Genomic DNA, 19,305 nt, shown 5'->3' on the forward strand with positions numbered 1-19,305 from the left:
AGTGAGACGCGCGCAACCCCCATTTCACCTGTCAGCCACACCGCTTTCTACCGGCTTTTGTGCAGACTTCCTAACCGCCGGTTTCGTCCCGGACACCGCCCGCTCTCCACAAACTGTCCACCGCCCGTCCATGAGATGAGCGGCCGGACCCCCTGTCGCGGTTCCCCGGACAAGGCGCGACATAGATCACAAGGGCACCTTCTCGCCACCGTCACAAGCGGAATCATTTGCCCTGGATAGCGGCACTTTACGAACGGCGTGCGGTTGACCCGGCACCGAACGTAACGGTGCCACCTACACCTATGGTCGTTCGCGGGCCGCCCCTCGCTGGGCGGCTCTGTCCTTGTCGTCAACCGAGAGGCAGGCGAGCGAACCCTTGCCGGCAGCCGCACCCGTCGCACCCGTAGCTCCGCAGACCCAGGCCCCTCCGTCCGCGCCCACCTCGGCGGACGTGACCGTCGTCGACCCGGCGCTGGTCAAGCGGGCGGTGAAGGCGGCCGCACTCGGCAACGCGATGGAGTGGTTCGACTTCGGCGTCTACAGCTACATCGCCGTGACGCTGGGCAAGGTCTTCTTCCCCTCGGGCAACCCCACGGCCCAGCTTCTCTCCACCTTCGGCGCCTTCGCGGCGGCGTTCCTGATCCGCCCGCTCGGCGGCATGGTCTTCGGCCCGCTCGGCGACCGCATCGGCCGCCAGAAGATCCTCGCCCTCACCATGATCATGATGGCGGCGGGCACGTTCGCGATCGGCCTGATCCCCTCCTACGCCTCCATCGGCGTGGGCGCCCCCATCCTGCTCCTGGTCGCGCGCCTGGTGCAGGGCTTCTCGACCGGCGGTGAGTACGCGGGCGCGTCCACCTTCATCGCCGAGTACGCCCCCGACAAGAAGCGGGGCTTCCTCGGCAGCTGGCTGGAGTTCGGCACGCTGGCCGGTTACATCGGCGGCGCGGGCCTGGTCACGCTGATGACGGCGCTCCTGTCCACGGACGACCTGCTCTCCTGGGGCTGGCGCATCCCGTTCCTGATCGCGGGCCCCATGGGTCTGATCGGCCTCTACCTGCGGATGAAGCTGGAGGAGACCCCGGCGTTCGCGGCGGAGCTCAAGAAGGCGCACAAGGACGAGCAGTCCCGCCCGAAGGTGCGCCTGCGCGAGATGGTCACGGGCCAGTGGAAGTCGCTGCTCCTGTGCATGGGCCTGGTCCTGGTCTTCAACGTCACGGACTACATGCTGCTGTCGTACATGCCGAGCTATCTGACGAGCGAGCTCAAGTACGACGAGACGCATGGCCTCCTTGTCATCCTCGCCGTGATGGCGCTGATGATGTGCGCCCAGCCGTTCGCGGGCGCGCTGACCGACCGGGTGGGCCGCCGCCCGGTGATCGCGGCGGGCTGCGCGGGCTTCCTGCTCCTCTCCGTCCCCGCCCTGCTCCTGATCCGCCAGGGCTCGCTCTGGGCGATCGGCCTGGGCATGGCGGCACTCGGCCTGCTCCTGGTCTGCTTCACGGCCTCGATGCCGTCGACACTCCCCGCCCTCTTCCCGACCAAGGTCCGCTACGGCTCGCTCTCCATCGGCTTCAACATCTCCGTGTCGATCTTCGGAGGCACGACACCGCTGGTCGTGACGGCGCTGATCGGGGCAACGGGCAACATGATGATGCCCGCGTACTACATGATGGCCGCCGCCGTGGTGGGCGGCGTCGCGGTGTGGTTCATGAGGGAGAGCGCGGGGCGGCCACTGCCGGGTTCGCCCCCGGCGGTGGAGGCAAACTCTGCCCACCCGGCGGGATCACCCAGCCCGTCCGGCGTTTGAGGACGAACTCGGCGCAGCCGGTGATGACGGCCACCAAGGCCCCCGCGCCAGCGGGTTTTCGGGAAGGGGCGGGGTTGGGGACAAAAAATCCCGCCCCTACCCCGGCACCCCCGCCTGCCAAGCAGTAAACAAGGGCACCTCCCCCGCCCCATCAAGCACCACAACCCCGAACGGCCGGTTAAAGGCGATCCACTCGATCCGTCGAGGGACATACGCACCGCCAGGCGCCATCGGCACAGCAGTGACCGCCGCCGCCTCAACCCCCTCCTCCGCGACCTTCACCACCGCCTCCTGCACCACCTGCGATATCGCGAGCCGCTCCGGCGACATCCCGGAGAAATCGGCCCCCTCGCTCATGGCCCACCGCACCCCCAGCGCGGCCAGCTGCTCCGTCGCGTCGATCCGCGTACGCAAGGACATCCGCGGCACCGCCATGTTGATCTGCTCGGCGTCGATCCCGGTCCACCGCCCCTCCGGCGCCCAGGCGAGCGGCAGCACCTCGGCGGCCCCCGCCCCCGGCTCACCCAGCACGAACCGCACCCGCGCAGGCGCCCGCCCGCCCTCCGCCCGGCACTTCAGCTCGACGACGCTCGCGCCGCCCACCGTCCAGGCGCAGTTCAGCGGAACGGGCCGGTGCATCGTGGGCACCCGGTGCCGCACGCCGAGCGCGTCCGTGAAGTCCTGGTCCCGCGTGCCCGCCCCCTCGAAGGGGATCTCCCAACGCGCCTTGAGCGCAAGCGCGTTGACAAGGACAAGCAGCACATCCGGAGTGATCACCACCGGCAGCCGCTCGATCAGACCGCCCGTCGCCTCCCGCACCCACGCGTCGATGCCGTCCGGATCCATCGGCCCGAACCCCACGTCCGGCAGCGCCTCCCGATAGGCGCGGTACACCGGAACGCGGCTCCACACCCGGGTGGCGACGGCCACCGCGTCCGTGCCGGCCAGCGCCCGCGCGGCTCCCGTGACCACACCGGCGGCCTCCTCGCCCGCGACGCCGAGCAACTCCCGCAGCTCCCCGGCGGTTTCCTCCCGCGCGCCCACCGCGACGGCGGCCAGCGCGAGCCACAGCCCGGCGGGCGAGCAGGCGAAGTCCCCCGCACCCGCGTCGCCCCCTTGGCCCTGCCCCTGCCCCTTTCCCTCCCCCGGCGAAGCCATCAGCGGCAGCCACCGATCGGCAAGCCCCCGGATCGCCACCGCGGGCAACACCTGCCCGGTCCCGTACGTCATCTCAACCCCCCGCAGCCCACAGCCCGCGTCCCGCCAACACAGCCCGACCACCTCAGTATGCGAGTCCCCACTGACAATCGACCCCGGCCCCACTAACATCGTTAGCGAACCTAACGAACCTCAGGAAGGCCCTCATGACCCAGCAGCAATGGACCGCGGTCGACACCTACTTCACCGATCTGCTCACCCCCGCCGACGAGGCCCTGACCGCGGCCCTGCACGACAGCGACGCGGCCGGTCTGCCGCAGATCAGCGTCGCGCCGAACCAGGGCAAGCTGCTCCAGCTCCTCGCCCAGATCCAGGGCGCGCACCGCATCCTCGAGATCGGCACGCTCGGCGGCTACAGCACGATCTGGCTGGCCCGCGCCCTGCCCGCGGACGGCCGCCTGATCACCCTGGAGTACTCACCGGTCCACGCCGACGTGGCCCGCGGCAACCTCGCCCGCGCCGGCCTCGACAAGCTCACCGAGGTCCGGGTGGGCCCGGCCGTCGACTCGCTCGCCGCGCTGGTGGCCGAGGACGCGGCCCCCTTCGACCTGGTCTTCATCGACGCGGACAAGGCCAACAACCCGCACTACGTGGAGTGGTCGCTCAAGCTCACCCGCCCCGGCAGCCTCATCATCATCGACAACGTCGTACGAAGCGGCGAGGTGGCCAACGCCGAAAGCACCGACCCCGGCGTACTGGGCACCCGCAGCGCACTCGACATCATCGCCGGACACCCGAAGTTGAGCGGGACGGCGCTGCAGACGGTGGGCACGAAGGGCTACGACGGCCTGGCACTGGCCCGCGTACTGGACTGAGCAGCAGCCCCAGCCCCTCCTCCTCCCCCCTCAACTCTCGACGTAGAAGCCGACGTTGACGCTGCGAGGACCACCGGCCCGGTCCTGGACGACGACGTCACCGGACCCGCCCCGGGCCAGCGGCGCCGTTCCGCCGTACTCAAGAGGCGCCGCCACGCCGTCCACCGTCAGCCGCACCTCCGACGCGGGCCGGGGATGCGAGCCGCGCAGCCAGGTGACGGTCCAGCCCCCGTCGGTCCCGCAGCGGAACTCCAGATGGGTGCGCGAGACGAACAGCCAGTCATCGGGCGGCACAAGGCGGCACCGGCCGGGATCACGCCCCACCCGCAGCACGGCACCCGGTGCGCTCGGGGCGTCGGCCATGAGCATGCCCGCCGTCGCCCCCTCGTCCGCCCCGGACAACAAGGCCATGGTCAGCTCCAGCACGTACGCCCCCCACTCTCGACGACCGGACGCGCACCCCGGAACGCACCTCGACCCGCTCCGCACCGCGCCGCCGCATCCTAAATCGCCCCTCGCGCGAAAGCACGGGACCTTGGAACAATGGACTCATGACCGAGCGGAAGCCACCTGGCATCAACTTCGAGTCGTGGATCGACAAGCAGATCCGTGAGGCGGAGGAGCGCGGCGACTTCGCCACCCTGAAGGGCCGCGGCAAGCCCCTCCCGGACGGCCTCGCCGACTCCTCGTACGACGAGCAGTGGTGGATCAAGCAGAAGATGGCCCGCGAGGGCCTCTCCCACCTCCCTCCGACCCTGGCCCTGCGCAAGGAGGCCGAGGACGTGCTCGCCGCCGCGCCCGAGGCCCCCTCCGAGCGAGCGGCCCGCCAGATGGTGACGGACCTCAACGCCAAGATCCGCGAGTCCCTGCGCATGCCGCCACCGGGCCCGCCCCTGGGCCTGAAGCCCTTCGACGTGGACGAGATCGCCCGCACCTGGCGCGAACGCCACCCGGGCTGAGCTCGTCGGGGGCATGCGCGAGGATGGGCGCATGAGCATCGTGAAAATCAACGTCCTGACCGTGCCCGCCGAGCAGCGAGAGGTCCTGGAGAAGCGCTTCGCATCGCGCGCCGGCGCCGTGGAGAACTCGGACGGCTTCGAGTGGTTCGAGCTTCTCCGCCCCATCGAGGGCACGGATGACTACCTGGTCTACACGCGGTGGCGTGACGAGGAGTCCTTCAAGGCGTGGATGGAGGGCCCGATGAAGTCGGCGCACCAGGGCGGCGGCGCGGCCGGCGGCGAGCGCCCGAAGCCCGCTTCGAGCAGCGCCGCGGTCTGGTCGTTCGAGGTCGTGCAGCAGGCCTCGCCCAAGAGCGAATAACTGTCTCAGCGGTAGCTCATCGCGTTCTCAGGCGCACGAAGCCGACGGGCAGCAGCTCGGTGGTGACGAAGGCGACCACTGCCGCCAGGATCACCACAGGCATCGCGTCGACGCTGCCCAGCAGAAGAGACACGAGCACCACGCTGCTCACGGGGAGCCGCAGCGTGGCCGCGGTGGCCGCCGCCATGCCTGCCGCCACCGCGGGTACGACCCCCAGGCCGGGCAGGGGAGCGAGCAGCACACCGGTGGCGGCTCCCAGGAACAGGGCGGGGAAGACCGGACCTCCTCGCAGGCTGCCGAGACACAGGGTGTAGGCAGCGCCTTTGAACGCCAGAACAGCCAGCAGCGCACCGACACTCCAGGTGTGCGGGTAGGCGGCCAGGTCGCTCAGCGTCGCCTGACCGGACGAGGCGACGTCGGCGGGTGAACGGCCGGTGGTCAGCGCGTACAGAGCCGCACAGGCCGCGGCGCCCAGTGCGCAGACGACGGTCCGTACGCGCACGCCCGTCGCGGTGAACGCCGCCACCAGCCGTCCCGTGGTCATGACCAGGTGCATCACGACAGCGATGGCCACCCCCATGAGCAGGGACCAGAGGACGTCTCCGACGTCCAGCCTCGGAGACGGTCCCGGCAGCTTCAGGCCCAGGCTGCCTGTGTCCAATCCGGTCCAGCGTCCGAAGCCGGTGAAGACCAGGGCGCCCACACCGCTGGACAGCAAGGCGGGCAGCATGACCGCGAACAGCCGGGGTCCCCCCACGCCCGCGACCTCGATCAGGAGCACGGCGGCGACGAGCGGATTGCCGAAGATCGCCGCGATGGCCGCCGCGGCTCCGGCCGCACCCAGCAGCGCGGTGCTCTGTGCGGTCGCGGGCGCTCGTGCCAGGGTCCGGAACAGCAGGGCCAGGCCACCGCCCAGAGCGATCAGCGGTGCCTCCGGTCCCAGGACCGCGCCGAACGGCAGACTCGCCGCCGCGGCGAGGACCACGCCCAGAAGAACGTTGGGTGAGGCACCTTCACCGTGCAGGCCGGAGGCCGGGACATGACCGCCCGCCCCCGGCAGATCGGCGGCGACCAGGCCGACGACCCCGCCCGCGACGAGGAAGAGGGGCAGAGGCCACCACCAGGGAGGAGTGGTCCACCCCAGACCGTGCGGGAGATCCGCCCACAGGAAGTGCTCCAGCTCGTGCAGACCCACGAGGAACCAGAAGGCCGCGAGCGACACCGGAATCCCGATCAGAGCGCAGAGGACGAGTGCTTTCAGATAGCCGGGAGCCCGCAACAGGTCTCGCAGCAGGTCCGCTTCCTCGGGCTGCGCTCCGTCGACGGCCGGATCGGATCGGGGGCTCGGTTCCGTCATCGGCGTCTTCCCTTTTCTGGCTTTCTCGCGAATGCAACAGATCGCGAATACAACAGATACGCCGACGCCGCGGGAAAGGCATGCGCGCAAACCGCCCGGAGCAGGCCGAATTCAACCTGCTGGCCTACGCATCGCTCCACATCATCGGGTAGGCATCGGCGCCCGTCCGTTGGACCCAACGAAGTCGCTCCTGCACGATGGGCCGTCGGTCCAGGGGACTCCGATCGGCCACCCGGCACAGCAGGGTACGCATGCGCAGGAGTGTCATCGGAGAGCCCGCGGCCGCAACGATGACGTCGTCGACCGCCGTCCGGACGTACGTCTCCCAGTCGGGCACCGGGACAGCCACCCGCACGGTGCCGTCGGTGTCGGGGAAGTGACCGACCTTCAGCTCGCGGTCGGCAAGACGGGTCAGCAGGTCTTCCACGTGATCCAGGCTGTCCACCGCAGTGGCCGGATCGTTGACGGCCGGGGACAGGGCCCTCAGTGCGATGTCGGCGAGCAACCTGAACGGCAACTCGGGGTCGTGGTCGAACGTGCGCTCCACTCCGGTTGTCATCGCGCCGTACAGCTCGTCCTCGGACACCTCGCCGCCCGTCACCTCGGCCAGCGTCATGCCCCACGACATGGTGGCGCCCGTGCGGACGCGGAACGTGATGGCACAGTCCCGCTGCATCGTCAGAGCGACCAGAGCGGGTACGTCGATCTGCTGCACCACGACCACGGGTCCGGTCCATCGGACCGGGACGCCGGACGTCGCAGGAGGCGTCGCAGTGGCCCCGGCCGGCTCGTGGGCCAGTGGATACAGCGCGTCGAACACCCGGTGCGCCCGGGTGGTGATCGCGGTCAGTGAGTGCGCCAACTGGATCGAATCGAACCCCCTCGCCTGCAGCCTCCACATCAACGCCAGCGAGACGAGCGACAGCGCCATGGCGAGCGTGGGCACCCCGGCCGAGATGCTGCTGCGCGCCCCGATCGACAGGGCCGCGGTGATGGCGAAGACGAAGACACCGACGGTGACGGCGAAAGTGCGCCAGACGATGGGCTCGTTGCGGAACAGCAACAGACGCGGCGAGAACATGCCCGCGGAGAACTGCACCACCAGGAACAGCATCGAGTAGATGATGCTCACCAGGCTGATGACGCCGAACCCGACGGTGAACAGGAAAGGCACGACGCGCTCGGCGTCCACCCGAGGTCCTGCCGAGATCCTGGGGACCAGCAATCCCAGCACCAGGCCGGCCGCGGCACACACCGACTGGGCCAGGCCGCTGCGCCCCGCCCGCGTACGGGGCCGACCCCATCTCCACTGGTGCCGTCCCGGCCGCCGCGTCCGCGCCGGACCTGCAGCCAACCCGGACATCCGGCCTCCTCCACGGTCTTGAGGGACGGTGCTCCGCGCACCAGGTCCACTCATGTCGCTACGGATGCAATCACGCCCAAAACGACACAAGCAGCCGCCGCGCCAGCGCGGCCCCTTCGATGGGCAGGAGCGTCAGGCCGTCAGGGGCGGTCAGCCACGGCCGAGGGCGGCCCGGCGCGGGAAAAACAGTACCGGCGCGCCCCGCCCCCGTGGTGCCATGAGCCCCATGATGTCCACCGACCGGATACTCGCCTTCGCGGCCATGTCGTTCCTGCTGATCGTGATCCCCGGGCCCAGCGTCCTGTTCGTGATCGGGCGGGCGCTGGCGCAGGGGCGTCGGGCCGCGTTGACCACCGTCGTGGGGAACACGATCGGCGCGTACGTCCTCGTGGTGGCCGTGGCTCTCGGGGTCGGGTCCGTCGTGGAGCGCTCGATCGTCGTCTTCACTGCCCTGAAGCTGCTCGGCGCCGCCTACCTGGTGTATCTCGGGGTCAAGGCCGTGCGCCAACGCGGCTCGCTGCACGCCGCGTTCACCGGTGAAGGCCCTGCGCACAGCGGGCTGCGTACGTTGTGGGAGGGGTTCGCGGTCGGTGTGGCCAACCCCAAGACCATCGTGTTCTTCGCCGCCGTGCTGCCGCAGTTCGTCGACCGCGAGCAGGGGCACGTCATGCTGCAGATGCTGGTGCTCGGCCTCGTCTTCAACGCCATCGCCGTGACCTGCGACAGCGTGTGGGGCCTGGTCGCGTCCACCGCGCGCGGCTGGTTCGCGCACTCGCCGCGGCGCCTTTCGATGATCGGCGGGGTCGGCGGGCTCACCATGATCGGGCTCGGCGTCAGTGTCGCCGCCACCGGGCGCAAGGACTGAGCCCGGAAACTGACCTCTGAAGAAGGCCCCAGGGCTTAATTCGCTTGCGGGGCACGGCAGTCGCGTCCCGAGAATGGCCTCCATGAGTAGTCACATGGGTCACATGAGTCACGTCGAGAACAGCCCCGCAGAGACCGCCTCCTGGACCGTCGCCCCCGAAGCCGTCGACTCCCCTGTCGCCGCGGCGCTCTGGCGCGCGTACTACACGGAGGTCAGCGACCGGTACTACCTCCTCCACGAGCGACGCAGGACCGCGCCCGAGGAGCTGGAGCGCGAGATCGCGGCGGAGACCGGCGACGACCTCCGCCCGCCCAGCGGCGTACTCCTTGTCGCCCGGTACGGAGGCGAGCCCGCGGGGACCGCCGGGGTGCGGCTCATGGGCGACATGAAGGGGACGAGTACCGCCGAGCTCAAGCGCGTCTTCCTCCGCGAGGACATGCGGGGCAAGGGCGGCGCCGCGCTTCTCCTCGCCGCCGCCGAGGACGCGGCCCGCGCGCTCGGCGCCGGGCAGCTCATCCTCGACACACGCCTCGATCTGGTGGAGGCCAGGGCGCTCTACGCACGGCACGGCTACGAGGAGAGCGAGCCGCTCACCGAGCGGATGTACGCCGAGTGCTGGTACACCAAGAGGCTGGACCCCGCGGCCGGTTGAGGACACTCGAGCGCGGACGGAGCGGCGTTGCGGCGCCGCTCAGGCCGCAACGCCGCGCTGAGGAGGCCTGCCGTTGTACGGCCGTTCGGCGTCCGAGCCGCACATCTCGGCGCCCAGTTCCTCGACGAGCTTGACCAGGTCGGTGGGCCGGTCGGGACCCCACCAGTCGCCGAGCAGCTCGGACAGGGACTCCTCGCGGGCCTTGGACAGCTTGGCGACCGCCGTACGGCCCTCGTCGGTCAGGGTCAGGCCCATGCCCTCGCGGCGGGCGAGACGGCGCTCCTCGACCTGGCGGGACGCCGCCGTGATCACGGACAGCGGGACGGTGCTGCGCTCGGCGAGCGTCGCCGGTTCGACATGGCCGTGGCGGTGGATCCGCAGCAGGAGCCAGCTGGCCGCGGGCAGCAGGTCGTAACCCGCGCGCTCGGTGATGCGCACGTAGATCTCGCGGCGGCCCTCCCGCGTGCCGAGGACCGAGAGCGCCCTCGCCACTTCGTCGTACGACGAACGCTCCACGGGGTTGCTGGCGAGCGTCTGCGTCGTGTCGGGCGCCGTGACCGAGCCCCGCAGCTTATCCTCGCGCAGGAACCAGGCGAGGACGAAGGCGACGAGGGCCACCGGAGCCGCGTACAGGAAGACGTCCGTGATGGACGAGGCGTAGGCGTGCACGACGTCGGGGCGCACCGCCGCGGGGAGTTCGGCGATGCCCCGCGGGTCGGCCTTGAGGGAGTCCGCGCTGATGCCGGGCGGCAGCTGCTGTCCCGCGACGGCGTCGGAGAGCTTGGTGACGAGGCGGTTGGCGAAGATCGTGCCGAAGATGGCGACGCCGAACGAGGCGCCGATGGAGCGGAAGAACGTCGCGCCGGACGTGGCGACGCCCAGATCCCCGTACGGCACCGCGTTCTGCACGATGAGCACCAGGACCTGCATGACCAGGCCGAGCCCGAAGCCGAAGACGAAGAAGTAGGCGCTCATCTCGCCCGTGCTGCTGTTCTCGTCCAGCTGGTGGAGGAGGAGCAGGCCCAGGGCCGTGATGCCGGTGCCCGCGACCGGGAACACCTTCCAGCGGCCCGTACGGCTGACGATCTGGCCGGACCCGGTCGACGAGATCAGCATGCCGATCACCATCGGCAGCATGTGCACGCCCGACATCGTCGGCGAGACGCCCTGGACGACCTGGAGGAACGTCGGCAGATAGGTCATCGCGCCGAACATCGCGAAGCCGACCACGAAGCTGATGATCGCGGAGAGCGTGAACGTCCTGACCCGGAAGAGCTTCAGCGGGATGACCGGTTCGGCCGCCTTGCGCTCGATGGAAACGAAGGCCACGGCGAGCAGGACGCCGAGCACCGCGAGGCCGATGATCTGCGGCGATCCCCAGTCCCAGGTGGTGCCGCCGAGCGAGGCGACGAGGACGAGGCAGGTGGCGACGGCCGCGATCAGGAAGGTGCCGAGATAGTCGATGGTGTGCTTCTGCGAGCGCACCGGGATGTGCAGGGCCGCGGCGATGACGACGAGCGCGACGACGCCGATGGGCAGGTTGATGTAGAAGACCCAGCGCCAGCTGAGGTGCTCGGTGAACAGGCCGCCGAGCAGCGGCCCGAGCACGCTCGTCACACCGAAGACCGCACCGAACAGGCCCTGGTACTTGCCTCGTTCGCGCGGCGAGACGATGTCGCCGACGATCGCCATCGACAGGACCATCAGACCGCCGCCGCCGATGCCCTGGAGCGCGCGGAAGCCGATGAGCTGCGGCATGTTCTGCGCCATGCCGCAGAGGGCCGAGCTGACCAGGAAGATCACGATGGCCAGCTGGAACAGCTTCTTGCGGCCGTACTGGTCGCCGAGCTTGCCCCAGAGCGGCGTCGCCGCCGTCGCGGCGAGCAGGTACGCCGTGACGACCCACGACAGGTGCTCCATGCCGCCGAGCTCGCTGACGATGGTGGGCAGCGCGGTCGAGACGATGGTCTGGTCGAGGGCGGCGAGCAGCATGCCCAGCAGCAGCGCGCCGATGGACACCAGTACACCGCCGTGCGCGTGCTCGTCCGGTGGCCCGGGGACGGGATCTGGCTCCGGCCCCGCGGGGCGGGCGCTGACGTCCTGCGTCATGGACACCTCCTGAGGGCTCCCGCGTGTCCCGCGGGGCCTCTCCCTCTCCATCCTGGTCCGTGCGACCCGTTATGGCCTGTTGAAGCGGCGATCTGCATAATCGCTGGAGTTCTCTAGGGGTGGGATACGAAGAGTGAGCAGCGCGGAGGAAAGACGTCCGGACGGCGCCGAGGGCGGCCGGGACGGTCAGCGATGTCCCGAATGCGGTACGTCGCGGGAGCCGGGCAGCGCACCTGCCTGCGGCTGTACGGAGCGGGCGGCCGACGCGGCGCGGGACGCGAGGTCCGCGGACGCGGCTGCCGCTGAGGACTTCGATCCGCTCCGGATACGTCCGTATGTGACACTGCCGGAGCCGGGGTCCGCGGAGGATCCGGCGCCCGAACCGGGACCGGCTCCCGCGGCCGTTCTCCCGCCGGAGGCGGCGGCGCCACCGCGGTCGGCGGACGTGGGGCTCTTCGCGGCGGGCGACGCGTCGCAGGACGGCCCGCTCCCGCCCCCGCTGCCGTACGACGACGGACCGGAACCGCGGCGCGGCCGCAAGGGCCTGTACGCGGGCGTGGGCGCGGCGGTGGCCGTGGTGGCCGTCGCGGTGCTCGCCACGTTCCTGCTCACGCCCGACAAGCCGCAACGGGATGAGGCGCTGCCGGACGCGCCGACGCACGCGGTGGACGCCCCGTCCGGCTCCGCCACGGAGTCGGAGCCGAGGACGGCTTCCCCCTCACGCTCCCGGTCCGCGACGGCCAAGGCGAGCCCGACCCCGTCCGCGCCTCCGTCCCCGTCCGCGTCCCGCACGGCGTCCGCGTCGGCCAAGCCGAGGACGACCCCGCCGCCGAGCCGCTCGACGGCGCGGGCGACGGGTTCGGTGGAACCGGCCCCACCGTCGGCCGACGGCGTCCTGAGGCGCGGCGACAGGGGCCCTGAGGTCACAGAACTCCAGCAACGCCTGCAGCAGCTGTACCTGTACATGGGCGAGCCCAACGGCAACTACAACACCCAGGTCGCGGACGCGGTGACCCGCTTCCAGTACGCCCGGGGGACACAGGGGGACGGGGAGGGGGTCTACGGGAGGGAAACCCGGGCGGCCCTGGAGAGAGAAACGTCAGAGCCGTAGCGACCCGCAGGACGGGTCGGCGCACGGCAGGTCAGCTCAAGACGGCTCAGCCGAACGTCAGCCGAAGTGCCCCGTCCCCGTCGGGAGCAACCCGGACCTGCGTCAAGTCAGCAACCTGCACGGTGGGCCCGAACTCCCCCGCCCGGGGGCCGACCCCGACGACCCGCATACCGGCCGCGAGCCCCGCGGCGATCCCGGCCCCGGAGTCCTCGAAGACAACGCAGTCAGCGGGGTCGAACCCCAGCTCGGCAGCCCCCTTGAGGAACCCCTCGGGATCAGGCTTGCTCGCCCCCACGCTCTCCGCGGTGACCCGCACAGCGGGCAGCGGCAGCCCGGCCGCGGCCATCCGCCCCGTGGACAGCGGCACATCCGCGGACGTCACGAGCGCGTGCGGCAGCCCTTCGAGGGACGCCAGGAAAGCTGCGGCCCCCGGCACGGGAACGACACCCTCCATGTCCGCCGTCTCGGCGGCCAGCATCTCGCGGTTCTCCGCGTGGTTCTCCTCCATGGACCGCTCCGGCAGCAGCACCGCCATCGACGCGTATCCCTGCCGCCCGTGGACGACCTTGATGACCTCGTCGAAGTCGAGCCCGTACCGCTCGGACCAGCGACGCCAGCAGCGCTCGACCACCGCGTCGGAGTTGACGAGCGTTCCGTCCATGTCCAGGAGGAGGGCCCGGGCGGTCAGAACAGAGGCGGTCTCAGCCGTCATCGACGTACTCCAGAACACAGAGGGAGATCCGCGGAGGAAGGACCGCGGAGGAAAGCTCGCGGAGGAAGGATCAAGGCGGCTCCGCCCGCCGGTCAGGGAACACGGGCGGAGCCACTTTGTTTCTCCACGATACAAAAACGGGCCACCAGACGCCAGCACCGCAGGTCACACCCCCCACAGGGCCCCCGGCCGGACCTGGCCACACCAGACCCGACCAGACCGGCCAGACCGGCCGGACGCCTCACGACGCTCAGGCAATCGCCTCGTACAGGCTCCACACACCGAGCCCCAGCATCAGCAGCGCCGCGATCTTGGTGATGAGCGAGAGCGGCACACGCTTCATCAGCGCCTTTCCGCCGACGATGCCGAGCCCGGCGACCGCCCACAGCGCGAGCACCGCGCCCAGACCCACGGAGAGCGGGTCGTCGTACCGCGCGGCCAGGTTCGCGGTCATGATCTGCGTCAGGTCACCGAACTCCGCGACCAGGATCAGCATGAAGCCCGCCCCGGACACCTTCCAGAAGCTCTGGTCCTTGGGCTCGCGGACCTCTTCCTCGTCGTCGCCGCCCTTCAGGAGCAGCATCGCCGCACCACCGAGGAAGAGAACACCGGTGAGCGCGTGAAGGAGTTGCTGCGGCAGGAGCGTCAGGACGCTGCCGGCCGCCACGGCGAGCACGACATGGACGACGAAGGCAGCGGCGACCCCGACGAAGACGTACGAGGCGCGGTAGCGCGTCCCGAGGACGAGCCCGGCCAGCGCTGTCTTGTCCGGGAGTTCGGCAAGGAAGACGACGCCGAACACGAGCGCCATCACGCTGATGCTGATCAAGGTTCCTCAATCGGTCGGGGCTGCCCCGCCGAGAGCCATCTGTACATCACGTACGACACCTCGGCACGGCAGCGCACACAGACGTACACGGTCATGTACGTCGGGCACTGCTTGCCGAAGGTCTCGCTGGCCGACCACGTCGATGACGGGGTCTGCCTCCGGGCGCCGGCTCAGGCGAGCTGAGCAGTATGTCGACGGTCCGGCGAAGAGCTACTCCCCTTCTGCGCCATCCATCGTACGGGACGTCCACGCACCCCGGACCAGGGCCTTTCGACCCCCGGAAAAGTGATCCGAGCCACAGTCCGGAGCCGCCCGCCGGTGCTCGCCGACGCCCCCACGCACCCTCTCGTCCAACTTCCGCACAGATGACCGGACATGACACAGCGCCAGAACTCTTGAACTGACCACCTGATTGACGCGACCCTGTCACCTGACGCACATCCGCAGGAAACCCCACCGCGTCAGCATGGCCGCCCCAACGGTCAACATCCCCCCACGACAAGGGAGTTCGTATGTCCGCTGTCTACGCGCGTCGACGCCTCGCCACTCTCACCGCCCTGACCGCCCTCGCCTCCGCGGCGGCCCTCCTCACCGGCGCCCCCGCCCAGGCCGCTCCCCCGGCCCCGGTCTCCGCCGCCACCGCCCGCACCTACCTGGGCCAGCTCACGGAGAAGGCCGAGGGCTCGTCCGACGGCTACAGCCGCGAGAAGTTCCCGCACTGGAGCACCCAGTCCGGCGCCTGCAACACCCGCGAGGTCGTCCTCAAGCGCGACGGCACGAACGTCCAGCAGGACTCCAGCTGCGCGGCCACATCGGGCACCTGGAAGTCCCCGTACGACGGAGGCACCTGGACCGCGGCGTCGGACGTCGACATCGACCACGTCGTCCCGCTCTCCGAGGCCTGGAAGTCCGGCGCGAGCGGCTGGACCACCGCCCAGCGGGAAGGTTTCGCCAACGACCTGACCCGCCCCCAGCTCATCGCGGTCACCGACAACGTCAACCAGAGCAAGGGCGACCAGGACCCGGCCGAGTGGATGCCGCCCACCGCCTCGTACCACTGCTACTACGCCCGGATGTGGGTGGACGTGAAGCACCACTACAACATGACGGTGAACCCGGAGGAGAAGACCAAGCTGTCCTCGGTCCTCAGCGGCTGCTGAGGTCACCGGACTCTCCACGGCTGCCGAGGTCACGGGCCTGTAACCAGCGGGAATCCCCGGAACCTCCCCACCGGCCTCCGTCGTTCCGTACCGTACGGGGCGACGGAGGAGAGTGATCATCGTGGCACGGCTGCGCCTGGGTCCAGTGCTGAGGTATGTCGACGGTTCGACGGCGACGGTCTGGGTCGAGGCCGACCGTCCGTGCACCGCCGAAGTGCGGTGCGCCGACGGCGCCAAGGGCACGGCGAACACGTTCCAGATCGCGGGCCATCACTACGCGCTCATCCCGGTCACCGGGCTGCGTCCGGGCTCCGAGACCGCGTACGAGGTGCGGCTCGGCGACAGCGGCGGCCCCGTGTGGCCGCTGCCGGACTCCCCCTTCCCGCCGAGCACCATCCGCACGCCGGGCGAGGGTGACGACGAGGAGCTCCGTGTCACCTTCGGGTCCTGCCGCTGGGCGGCGCCGCCCAGCGGGGAGCACGATCCCGTCGGGCCCGACGCCCTGGACACCCTCGCCGCCAGGATCGCCACCGGCACGGCCGCCGACCGCCCGGACGTCCTTCTCCTCCTGGGCGACCAGGTGTACGCGGACAACACCTCCGAGGCCACGCGCCGCTGGCTCGCGGCCCGCCGGAACCTGAACGACCCTCCGGGCGACCAAGTCGCGGACTACGAGGAGTACACCCACCTCTACTACGAATCGTGGCTCGACCCCGAGGTGCGGTGGCTGCTCTCCACCGTGCCCAGCTGCATGATCTTCGACGACCACGACGTCATAGACGACTGGAACACCAGCGCGGCCTGGCTGGCCGAGATGCGCGCGACGCCCTGGTGGCGCGAGCGCGTGCTGAGCGGCCTGATGTCGTACTGGGTCTACCAGCACCTCGGCAATCTGTCGCCCGCCGATCTTGAGCGTGACGAGCTGTACGCCACGCTGCGCACGACGCCGGACGGCACGGACGAGCTGCGCGCCTTCGCGGCCGCGTCGGACGCCGATCCCACGGCGACCCGGTGGAGCTACCGCCGGGACTTCGGCCGCGTACGCCTGCTCATGGTCGACACCCGGGCGGCCCGCGTCCTGGACGAGCAGAACCGCGCGATGGTCGACCCGGAGGAGGCCCGCTGGCTGCGCGAGCAGGCCCTCGACGGCGCGGGCGGCGCGGGCGGCTGCGACCACCTCCTGATCGGCACGTCGCTGCCCTGGCTGCTCCCGCACCTCATCCATGACGCCGAGGGCTGGAACGCCGCGCTGTGCCGTGGCGAGCGCGGCGAGCGCTGGGCCCGCTTCGGCGAGAACCTGCGCAGGCGCTCGGACCTGGAGCACTGGGCCGCGTTCCCCTCGTCCTTCGACGCCCTGACCGCCCTGATCGCGGAGGCGGGCACGGGCGCGGGCGCCCCCGCGACGGTGTGCGTGCTCTCCGGCGACGTCCACCACGCGTACATCGCGGAACCGACCTGGCCGGGCGGCGGCGGTCCCGACGCCCGCGTCCTGCAGCTGACGTGCTCCCCGGTCCACAACTCCATTCCCGCGTCGATAAAGCTGGGCTTCCACTTCGGCTGGAGCAGGGTGGGCAGGGCCCTCGGCCGCCGTTTCGTACGGCACGGACGCACGGAACGGGCCGCCATCAATTGGCGCAAAACAGGCGGGCCTTGGTTCGGCAACCAGCTCATGACGCTGACGCTGCGGGGCCGTTCGGCGCAGGTGCGGCTGGATCAGGCACAGGTGGTGAAGGGCGTGGGCGTACGGCTGCGGACGACGCAGGAGTCGCGGCTCTCATAGCCCCGCAGCTCTCGCATGACCCCCTTAATTCCCATAGCCGCGCAAAGGCGACCGGCGTCCGGATCGAGCCACGTGACACAGGCCACACCCGTCTGACGATCCTCTGTTCCGGGGTTCGACTTCGGGGCTTCCGGCGGCATGATGAGGCGGACCGTCCGCTTCCATCGTCCCCTCCGATGCCCGGGAGTCACGCCTTTGTCCGCACCATCCGCAGCGACCGCACCGGAACATGACGTTGCTGTCGCCGTCGTCGGCGCGGGGCCCCGCGGCACGAGTGTCCTGGAACGCCTCTGCGCATCGGCGGCCGAACTCCTGCCGCCGGGGGCACGCCTGACGGTCCACGTCGTCGACCCCTCTCCCCCGGGTCCCGGACGCGTCTGGCGGACCGCACAGCCGGCCGAGCTGCTCATGAACACGGTCGCCTCGCAGGTGACCCTCTTCACCGACGAGAGCGTCGACTGCGCCGGGCCGATCCGGCCGGGGCCGAGCCTGTACGCGTGGGCCGCCGCGGGGCACGCTCCGGGGCTCGGCCCGGACGACTACCCGACCCGCGCCTGTTACGGCCGCTATCTGGAGTGGGTCTTCGCCGAGGTCCTGCACCGGGCCCCCGGGACGGTCCGGGTCGAGGTGCACGCGGCGCGCGCCGTCCGCCTCGACTCCGCGGACGGCACGGGCGACGGCGCCCAGTCCCTCGTACTGGACGACGGCCGTGAACTCTCCGGGCTCGGTGCCGTCGTCCTCGCGCAGGGCCACCTCCCCACGGTCGGCGACGAGGGGCAGGAACACCTCGCCGCGCACGCCGCGCTGCACGGCCTGCGCCACATACCGCCGGCCAACCCCGCCGACGTCGACCTCTCGGCCGTCGCCCCCGGCGAGCGCGTCCTGCTGCGCGGACTCGGCCTGAACTTCTTCGACCACATGGCACTCCTGACACAGGGCCGCGGCGGACGCTTCACCCCGGTGCCGGGGGGCGGTCTGCGGTATCAGCCCTCGGGACACGAGCCGAGGCTGTACGCGGGTTCGCGGCGCGGCATCCCCTACCAGGCGCGCGGCGACAACGCGAAGGGCGCGTACGGCCGCCACGAGCCGCTCGTCCTCACCGCCGACGTCATATCCCGCTTCCGCAAACGCGCGGACAGCGGTGACGCCCCGGACTTCCTCGACGAGATATGGCCGCTGGTCGCCAAAGAGGTGGAGACGGTCTACTACGCGACCCTCGTCCAACCCTCCGAGCGGGCAAGGGAGTTCCAGGACGCCTTTCTCGCGGCGCCGCACCATGGAAACCAAGAGGCCCTGATTCTGGACGAGTTCGGGATCCCCGAGGCCGCGCACTGGTCCTGGGACCGGCTCGCACGGCCGTACTCCGGCCACACCTTCCGTTCCCCGGACGACTTCCGCGCCTGGCTGATCGCCTATCTGCGCGAGGACACCGCGCAGGCCGCGCTCGGCAATGTCGCGAGCCCCCTGAAGTCCGCCCTGGACGTGCTGCGCGACCTGCGCAACGAACTCCGCCTGATCCTCGACCACGGCGGCCTGACCGGCTCGTCCCGCCGCGAGCACCTGGACCGCTGGTACACACCGCTCAACGCCTTCCTCTCGATCGGCCCGCCCCGGCGCCGCATCGAGGAGATGACGGCCCTGATCGAGGCGGGGGTCGTCGAGGTGCTCGGCCCGCGGCTCGACGTGCGGCCCGGCCCCGACGGGACGTATCTCGCGCACTCCCCCGACGTACCGGGGTCGGATGTGTCCGTCACCACAGTCATCGAGGCCCGGCTCCCCGAACCGGACGTGCGGCGCACCGCGGACGAACTGCTCGGGCGGCTCCTGCGGACGGGTCAGTGCCGCGCCCATGTCGTCGACGGCTATGAAACCGGAGGCCTCGACGTCTCACCCCGCCCCTATCACCTGATCGACCGTCAAGGTCGTTGCCAGGCAAGGAGGTTCGCGTTCGGAGTGCCCACGGAGGGCGTGCACTGGGTGACGGCGGCGGGAGCCAGGCCGGGCGTCGACTCGGTGACCCTGTCGGACGCGGACGCGGTGGCGCGGGCCGTGCTCCGGACGGCGGCGGGGACGGCGGAGATCCCCGCCGCGAGGGGAGTGGTCCCGTCCGCGAGGGAAGCGGAATCGCCCGAATGGCCAGATGTTGAACTTGCAAGCATTGATTAGGTTCCCCTAACCTTGGGCCTCCGCTCGGTTACCGTCCC

General features: G+C 70.6%; 17 protein-coding genes. 10 read left to right on the forward strand and 7 right to left on the reverse strand.

Annotation, left to right across the window (positions count from 1 at the left end):
- The first annotated feature begins 451 nt into the window (after positions 1 to 451).
- Entirely contained in the window at positions 452 to 1,810 is a 1,359-nt protein-coding gene (proP, locus tag ABZ833_RS15235; protein ID WP_361046359.1) for a glycine betaine/L-proline transporter ProP, read from the forward strand.
- A gap of 96 nt (positions 1,811 to 1,906) precedes the next feature.
- Here the strand turns inward: proP and ABZ833_RS15240 are convergent, their stop codons facing one another.
- Positions 1,907 to 2,968 (reverse strand): serpin family protein, encoded by a 1,062-nt coding sequence (locus ABZ833_RS15240; protein ID WP_361046362.1) that lies wholly within the window; start codon positions 2,966 to 2,968, stop codon positions 1,907 to 1,909.
- Positions 2,969 to 3,174: 206 nt separating this feature from the next.
- Here ABZ833_RS15240 and ABZ833_RS15245 point away from each other — a divergent pair, with 206 nt between their 5' ends.
- Complete coding sequence (locus tag ABZ833_RS15245) at positions 3,175 to 3,843, forward strand: O-methyltransferase (protein WP_361046119.1); 669 nt, start codon at positions 3,175 to 3,177, stop codon at positions 3,841 to 3,843.
- Positions 3,844 to 3,873: 30 nt separating this feature from the next.
- On the opposite strand, the gene ABZ833_RS15250 is transcribed toward ABZ833_RS15245, so the two are convergent.
- Positions 3,874 to 4,269: a hypothetical protein gene (locus ABZ833_RS15250; protein WP_361046121.1), complete on the reverse strand. Its 396-nt coding sequence runs from the start codon at positions 4,267 to 4,269 to the stop codon at positions 3,874 to 3,876.
- Positions 4,270 to 4,394: 125 nt separating this feature from the next.
- On the opposite strand from ABZ833_RS15250, the gene ABZ833_RS15255 reads away from it, so the two are divergent.
- Positions 4,395 to 4,802, forward strand: coding sequence for a DUF1992 domain-containing protein (locus ABZ833_RS15255; RefSeq protein ID WP_361046123.1), 408 nt, complete (start codon positions 4,395 to 4,397; stop codon positions 4,800 to 4,802).
- A gap of 31 nt (positions 4,803 to 4,833) precedes the next feature.
- The gene (locus ABZ833_RS15260; protein ID WP_361046125.1) at positions 4,834 to 5,163 is read left to right on the forward strand and encodes an antibiotic biosynthesis monooxygenase; all 330 of its coding nucleotides are present in this window, start codon (positions 4,834 to 4,836) and stop codon (positions 5,161 to 5,163) included.
- A gap of 16 nt (positions 5,164 to 5,179) precedes the next feature.
- On the opposite strand, the gene ABZ833_RS15265 is transcribed toward ABZ833_RS15260, so the two are convergent.
- Together ABZ833_RS15265 and ABZ833_RS15270 are read right to left on the reverse strand one after the other, a co-directional pair.
- Positions 5,180 to 6,520 (reverse strand): chloride channel protein, encoded by a 1,341-nt coding sequence (locus ABZ833_RS15265; RefSeq protein WP_361046128.1) that lies wholly within the window; start codon positions 6,518 to 6,520, stop codon positions 5,180 to 5,182.
- A 124-nt stretch (positions 6,521 to 6,644) separates the two neighbouring features.
- Positions 6,645 to 7,937: a DUF2254 family protein gene (locus ABZ833_RS15270; protein ID WP_361046130.1), complete on the reverse strand. Its 1,293-nt coding sequence runs from the start codon at positions 7,935 to 7,937 to the stop codon at positions 6,645 to 6,647.
- Positions 7,938 to 8,109: 172 nt separating this feature from the next.
- On the opposite strand from ABZ833_RS15270, the gene ABZ833_RS15275 reads away from it, so the two are divergent.
- Together ABZ833_RS15275 and ABZ833_RS15280 are read left to right on the forward strand one after the other, a co-directional pair.
- Positions 8,110 to 8,748 (forward strand): LysE family translocator, encoded by a 639-nt coding sequence (locus ABZ833_RS15275; protein WP_361046132.1) that lies wholly within the window; start codon positions 8,110 to 8,112, stop codon positions 8,746 to 8,748.
- 103 nt (positions 8,749 to 8,851) lie between these two features.
- A complete protein-coding gene (locus ABZ833_RS15280; RefSeq protein ID WP_361046134.1) occupies positions 8,852 to 9,400 on the forward strand; it encodes a GNAT family N-acetyltransferase in 549 nt (182 codons plus the stop codon).
- Between the two features lie 39 nt (positions 9,401 to 9,439).
- Here the strand turns inward: ABZ833_RS15280 and ABZ833_RS15285 are convergent, their stop codons facing one another.
- The gene (locus tag ABZ833_RS15285; protein WP_361046136.1) at positions 9,440 to 11,509 is read right to left on the reverse strand and encodes an MDR family MFS transporter; all 2,070 of its coding nucleotides are present in this window, start codon (positions 11,507 to 11,509) and stop codon (positions 9,440 to 9,442) included.
- A gap of 133 nt (positions 11,510 to 11,642) precedes the next feature.
- Between ABZ833_RS15285 and ABZ833_RS15290 the strand changes: the two genes are divergently transcribed.
- Positions 11,643 to 12,620 (forward strand): peptidoglycan-binding protein, encoded by a 978-nt coding sequence (locus ABZ833_RS15290; protein ID WP_361046139.1) that lies wholly within the window; start codon positions 11,643 to 11,645, stop codon positions 12,618 to 12,620.
- Between the two features lie 46 nt (positions 12,621 to 12,666).
- Here the strand turns inward: ABZ833_RS15290 and ABZ833_RS15295 are convergent, their stop codons facing one another.
- Complete coding sequence (locus ABZ833_RS15295; protein ID WP_361046142.1) at positions 12,667 to 13,332, reverse strand: HAD-IA family hydrolase; 666 nt, start codon at positions 13,330 to 13,332, stop codon at positions 12,667 to 12,669.
- 250 nt (positions 13,333 to 13,582) lie between these two features.
- Positions 13,583 to 14,161 (reverse strand): TMEM165/GDT1 family protein, encoded by a 579-nt coding sequence (locus ABZ833_RS15300; RefSeq protein WP_351159960.1) that lies wholly within the window; start codon positions 14,159 to 14,161, stop codon positions 13,583 to 13,585.
- A 512-nt stretch (positions 14,162 to 14,673) separates the two neighbouring features.
- Here ABZ833_RS15300 and ABZ833_RS15305 point away from each other — a divergent pair.
- The 3 genes from ABZ833_RS15305 to ABZ833_RS15315 all read left to right on the forward strand — a co-directional run bounded on the left by ABZ833_RS15305 (position 14,674) and on the right by ABZ833_RS15315 (position 19,267).
- Complete coding sequence (locus ABZ833_RS15305) at positions 14,674 to 15,321, forward strand: HNH endonuclease family protein (protein WP_361046145.1); 648 nt, start codon at positions 14,674 to 14,676, stop codon at positions 15,319 to 15,321.
- Between the two features lie 121 nt (positions 15,322 to 15,442).
- Positions 15,443 to 17,101 (forward strand): alkaline phosphatase D family protein, encoded by a 1,659-nt coding sequence (locus ABZ833_RS15310; protein WP_361046148.1) that lies wholly within the window; start codon positions 15,443 to 15,445, stop codon positions 17,099 to 17,101.
- Positions 17,102 to 17,296: 195 nt separating this feature from the next.
- Positions 17,297 to 19,267, forward strand: a complete 1,971-nt coding sequence (locus tag ABZ833_RS15315) for an FAD/NAD(P)-binding protein (protein ID WP_361046150.1) — start codon at positions 17,297 to 17,299, stop codon at positions 19,265 to 19,267.
- The last annotated feature ends 38 nt before the right edge of the window (positions 19,268 to 19,305 follow it).

Origin of the sequence: Streptomyces sp. NPDC047525, assembly GCF_040643025.1 — a bacterium.
In the GTDB taxonomy this organism is placed as follows: domain Bacteria; phylum Actinomycetota; class Actinomycetes; order Streptomycetales; family Streptomycetaceae; genus Streptomyces; species Streptomyces durmitorensis.

Bases quoted from the DNA above. Each gene is read 5' to 3' on its own strand.
- ABZ833_RS15270 (WP_361046130.1), bottom strand. From the start codon at position 7,937: ATGAGTGGACCTGGTGCGCGGAGCACCGTCCCTCAAGACCGTGGAGGA.
- ABZ833_RS15285 (WP_361046136.1), bottom strand. From the start codon at position 11,509: ATGACGCAGGACGTCAGCGCCCGCCCCGCGGGGCCGGAGCCAGATCCC.
- ABZ833_RS15255 (WP_361046123.1), top strand. From the start codon at position 4,395: ATGACCGAGCGGAAGCCACCTGGCATCAACTTCGAGTCGTGGATCGAC.
- ABZ833_RS15240 (WP_361046362.1), bottom strand. From the start codon at position 2,968: ATGGCTTCGCCGGGGGAGGGAAAGGGGCAGGGGCAGGGCCAAGGGGGC.
- ABZ833_RS15265 (WP_361046128.1), bottom strand. From the start codon at position 6,520: ATGACGGAACCGAGCCCCCGATCCGATCCGGCCGTCGACGGAGCGCAG.
- ABZ833_RS15260 (WP_361046125.1), top strand. From the start codon at position 4,834: ATGAGCATCGTGAAAATCAACGTCCTGACCGTGCCCGCCGAGCAGCGA.
- ABZ833_RS15280 (WP_361046134.1), top strand. From the start codon at position 8,852: ATGAGTCACGTCGAGAACAGCCCCGCAGAGACCGCCTCCTGGACCGTC.
- ABZ833_RS15295 (WP_361046142.1), bottom strand. From the start codon at position 13,332: ATGACGGCTGAGACCGCCTCTGTTCTGACCGCCCGGGCCCTCCTCCTG.
- ABZ833_RS15275 (WP_361046132.1), top strand. From the start codon at position 8,110: ATGATGTCCACCGACCGGATACTCGCCTTCGCGGCCATGTCGTTCCTG.
- ABZ833_RS15305 (WP_361046145.1), top strand. From the start codon at position 14,674: ATGTCCGCTGTCTACGCGCGTCGACGCCTCGCCACTCTCACCGCCCTG.
- ABZ833_RS15245 (WP_361046119.1), top strand. From the start codon at position 3,175: ATGACCCAGCAGCAATGGACCGCGGTCGACACCTACTTCACCGATCTG.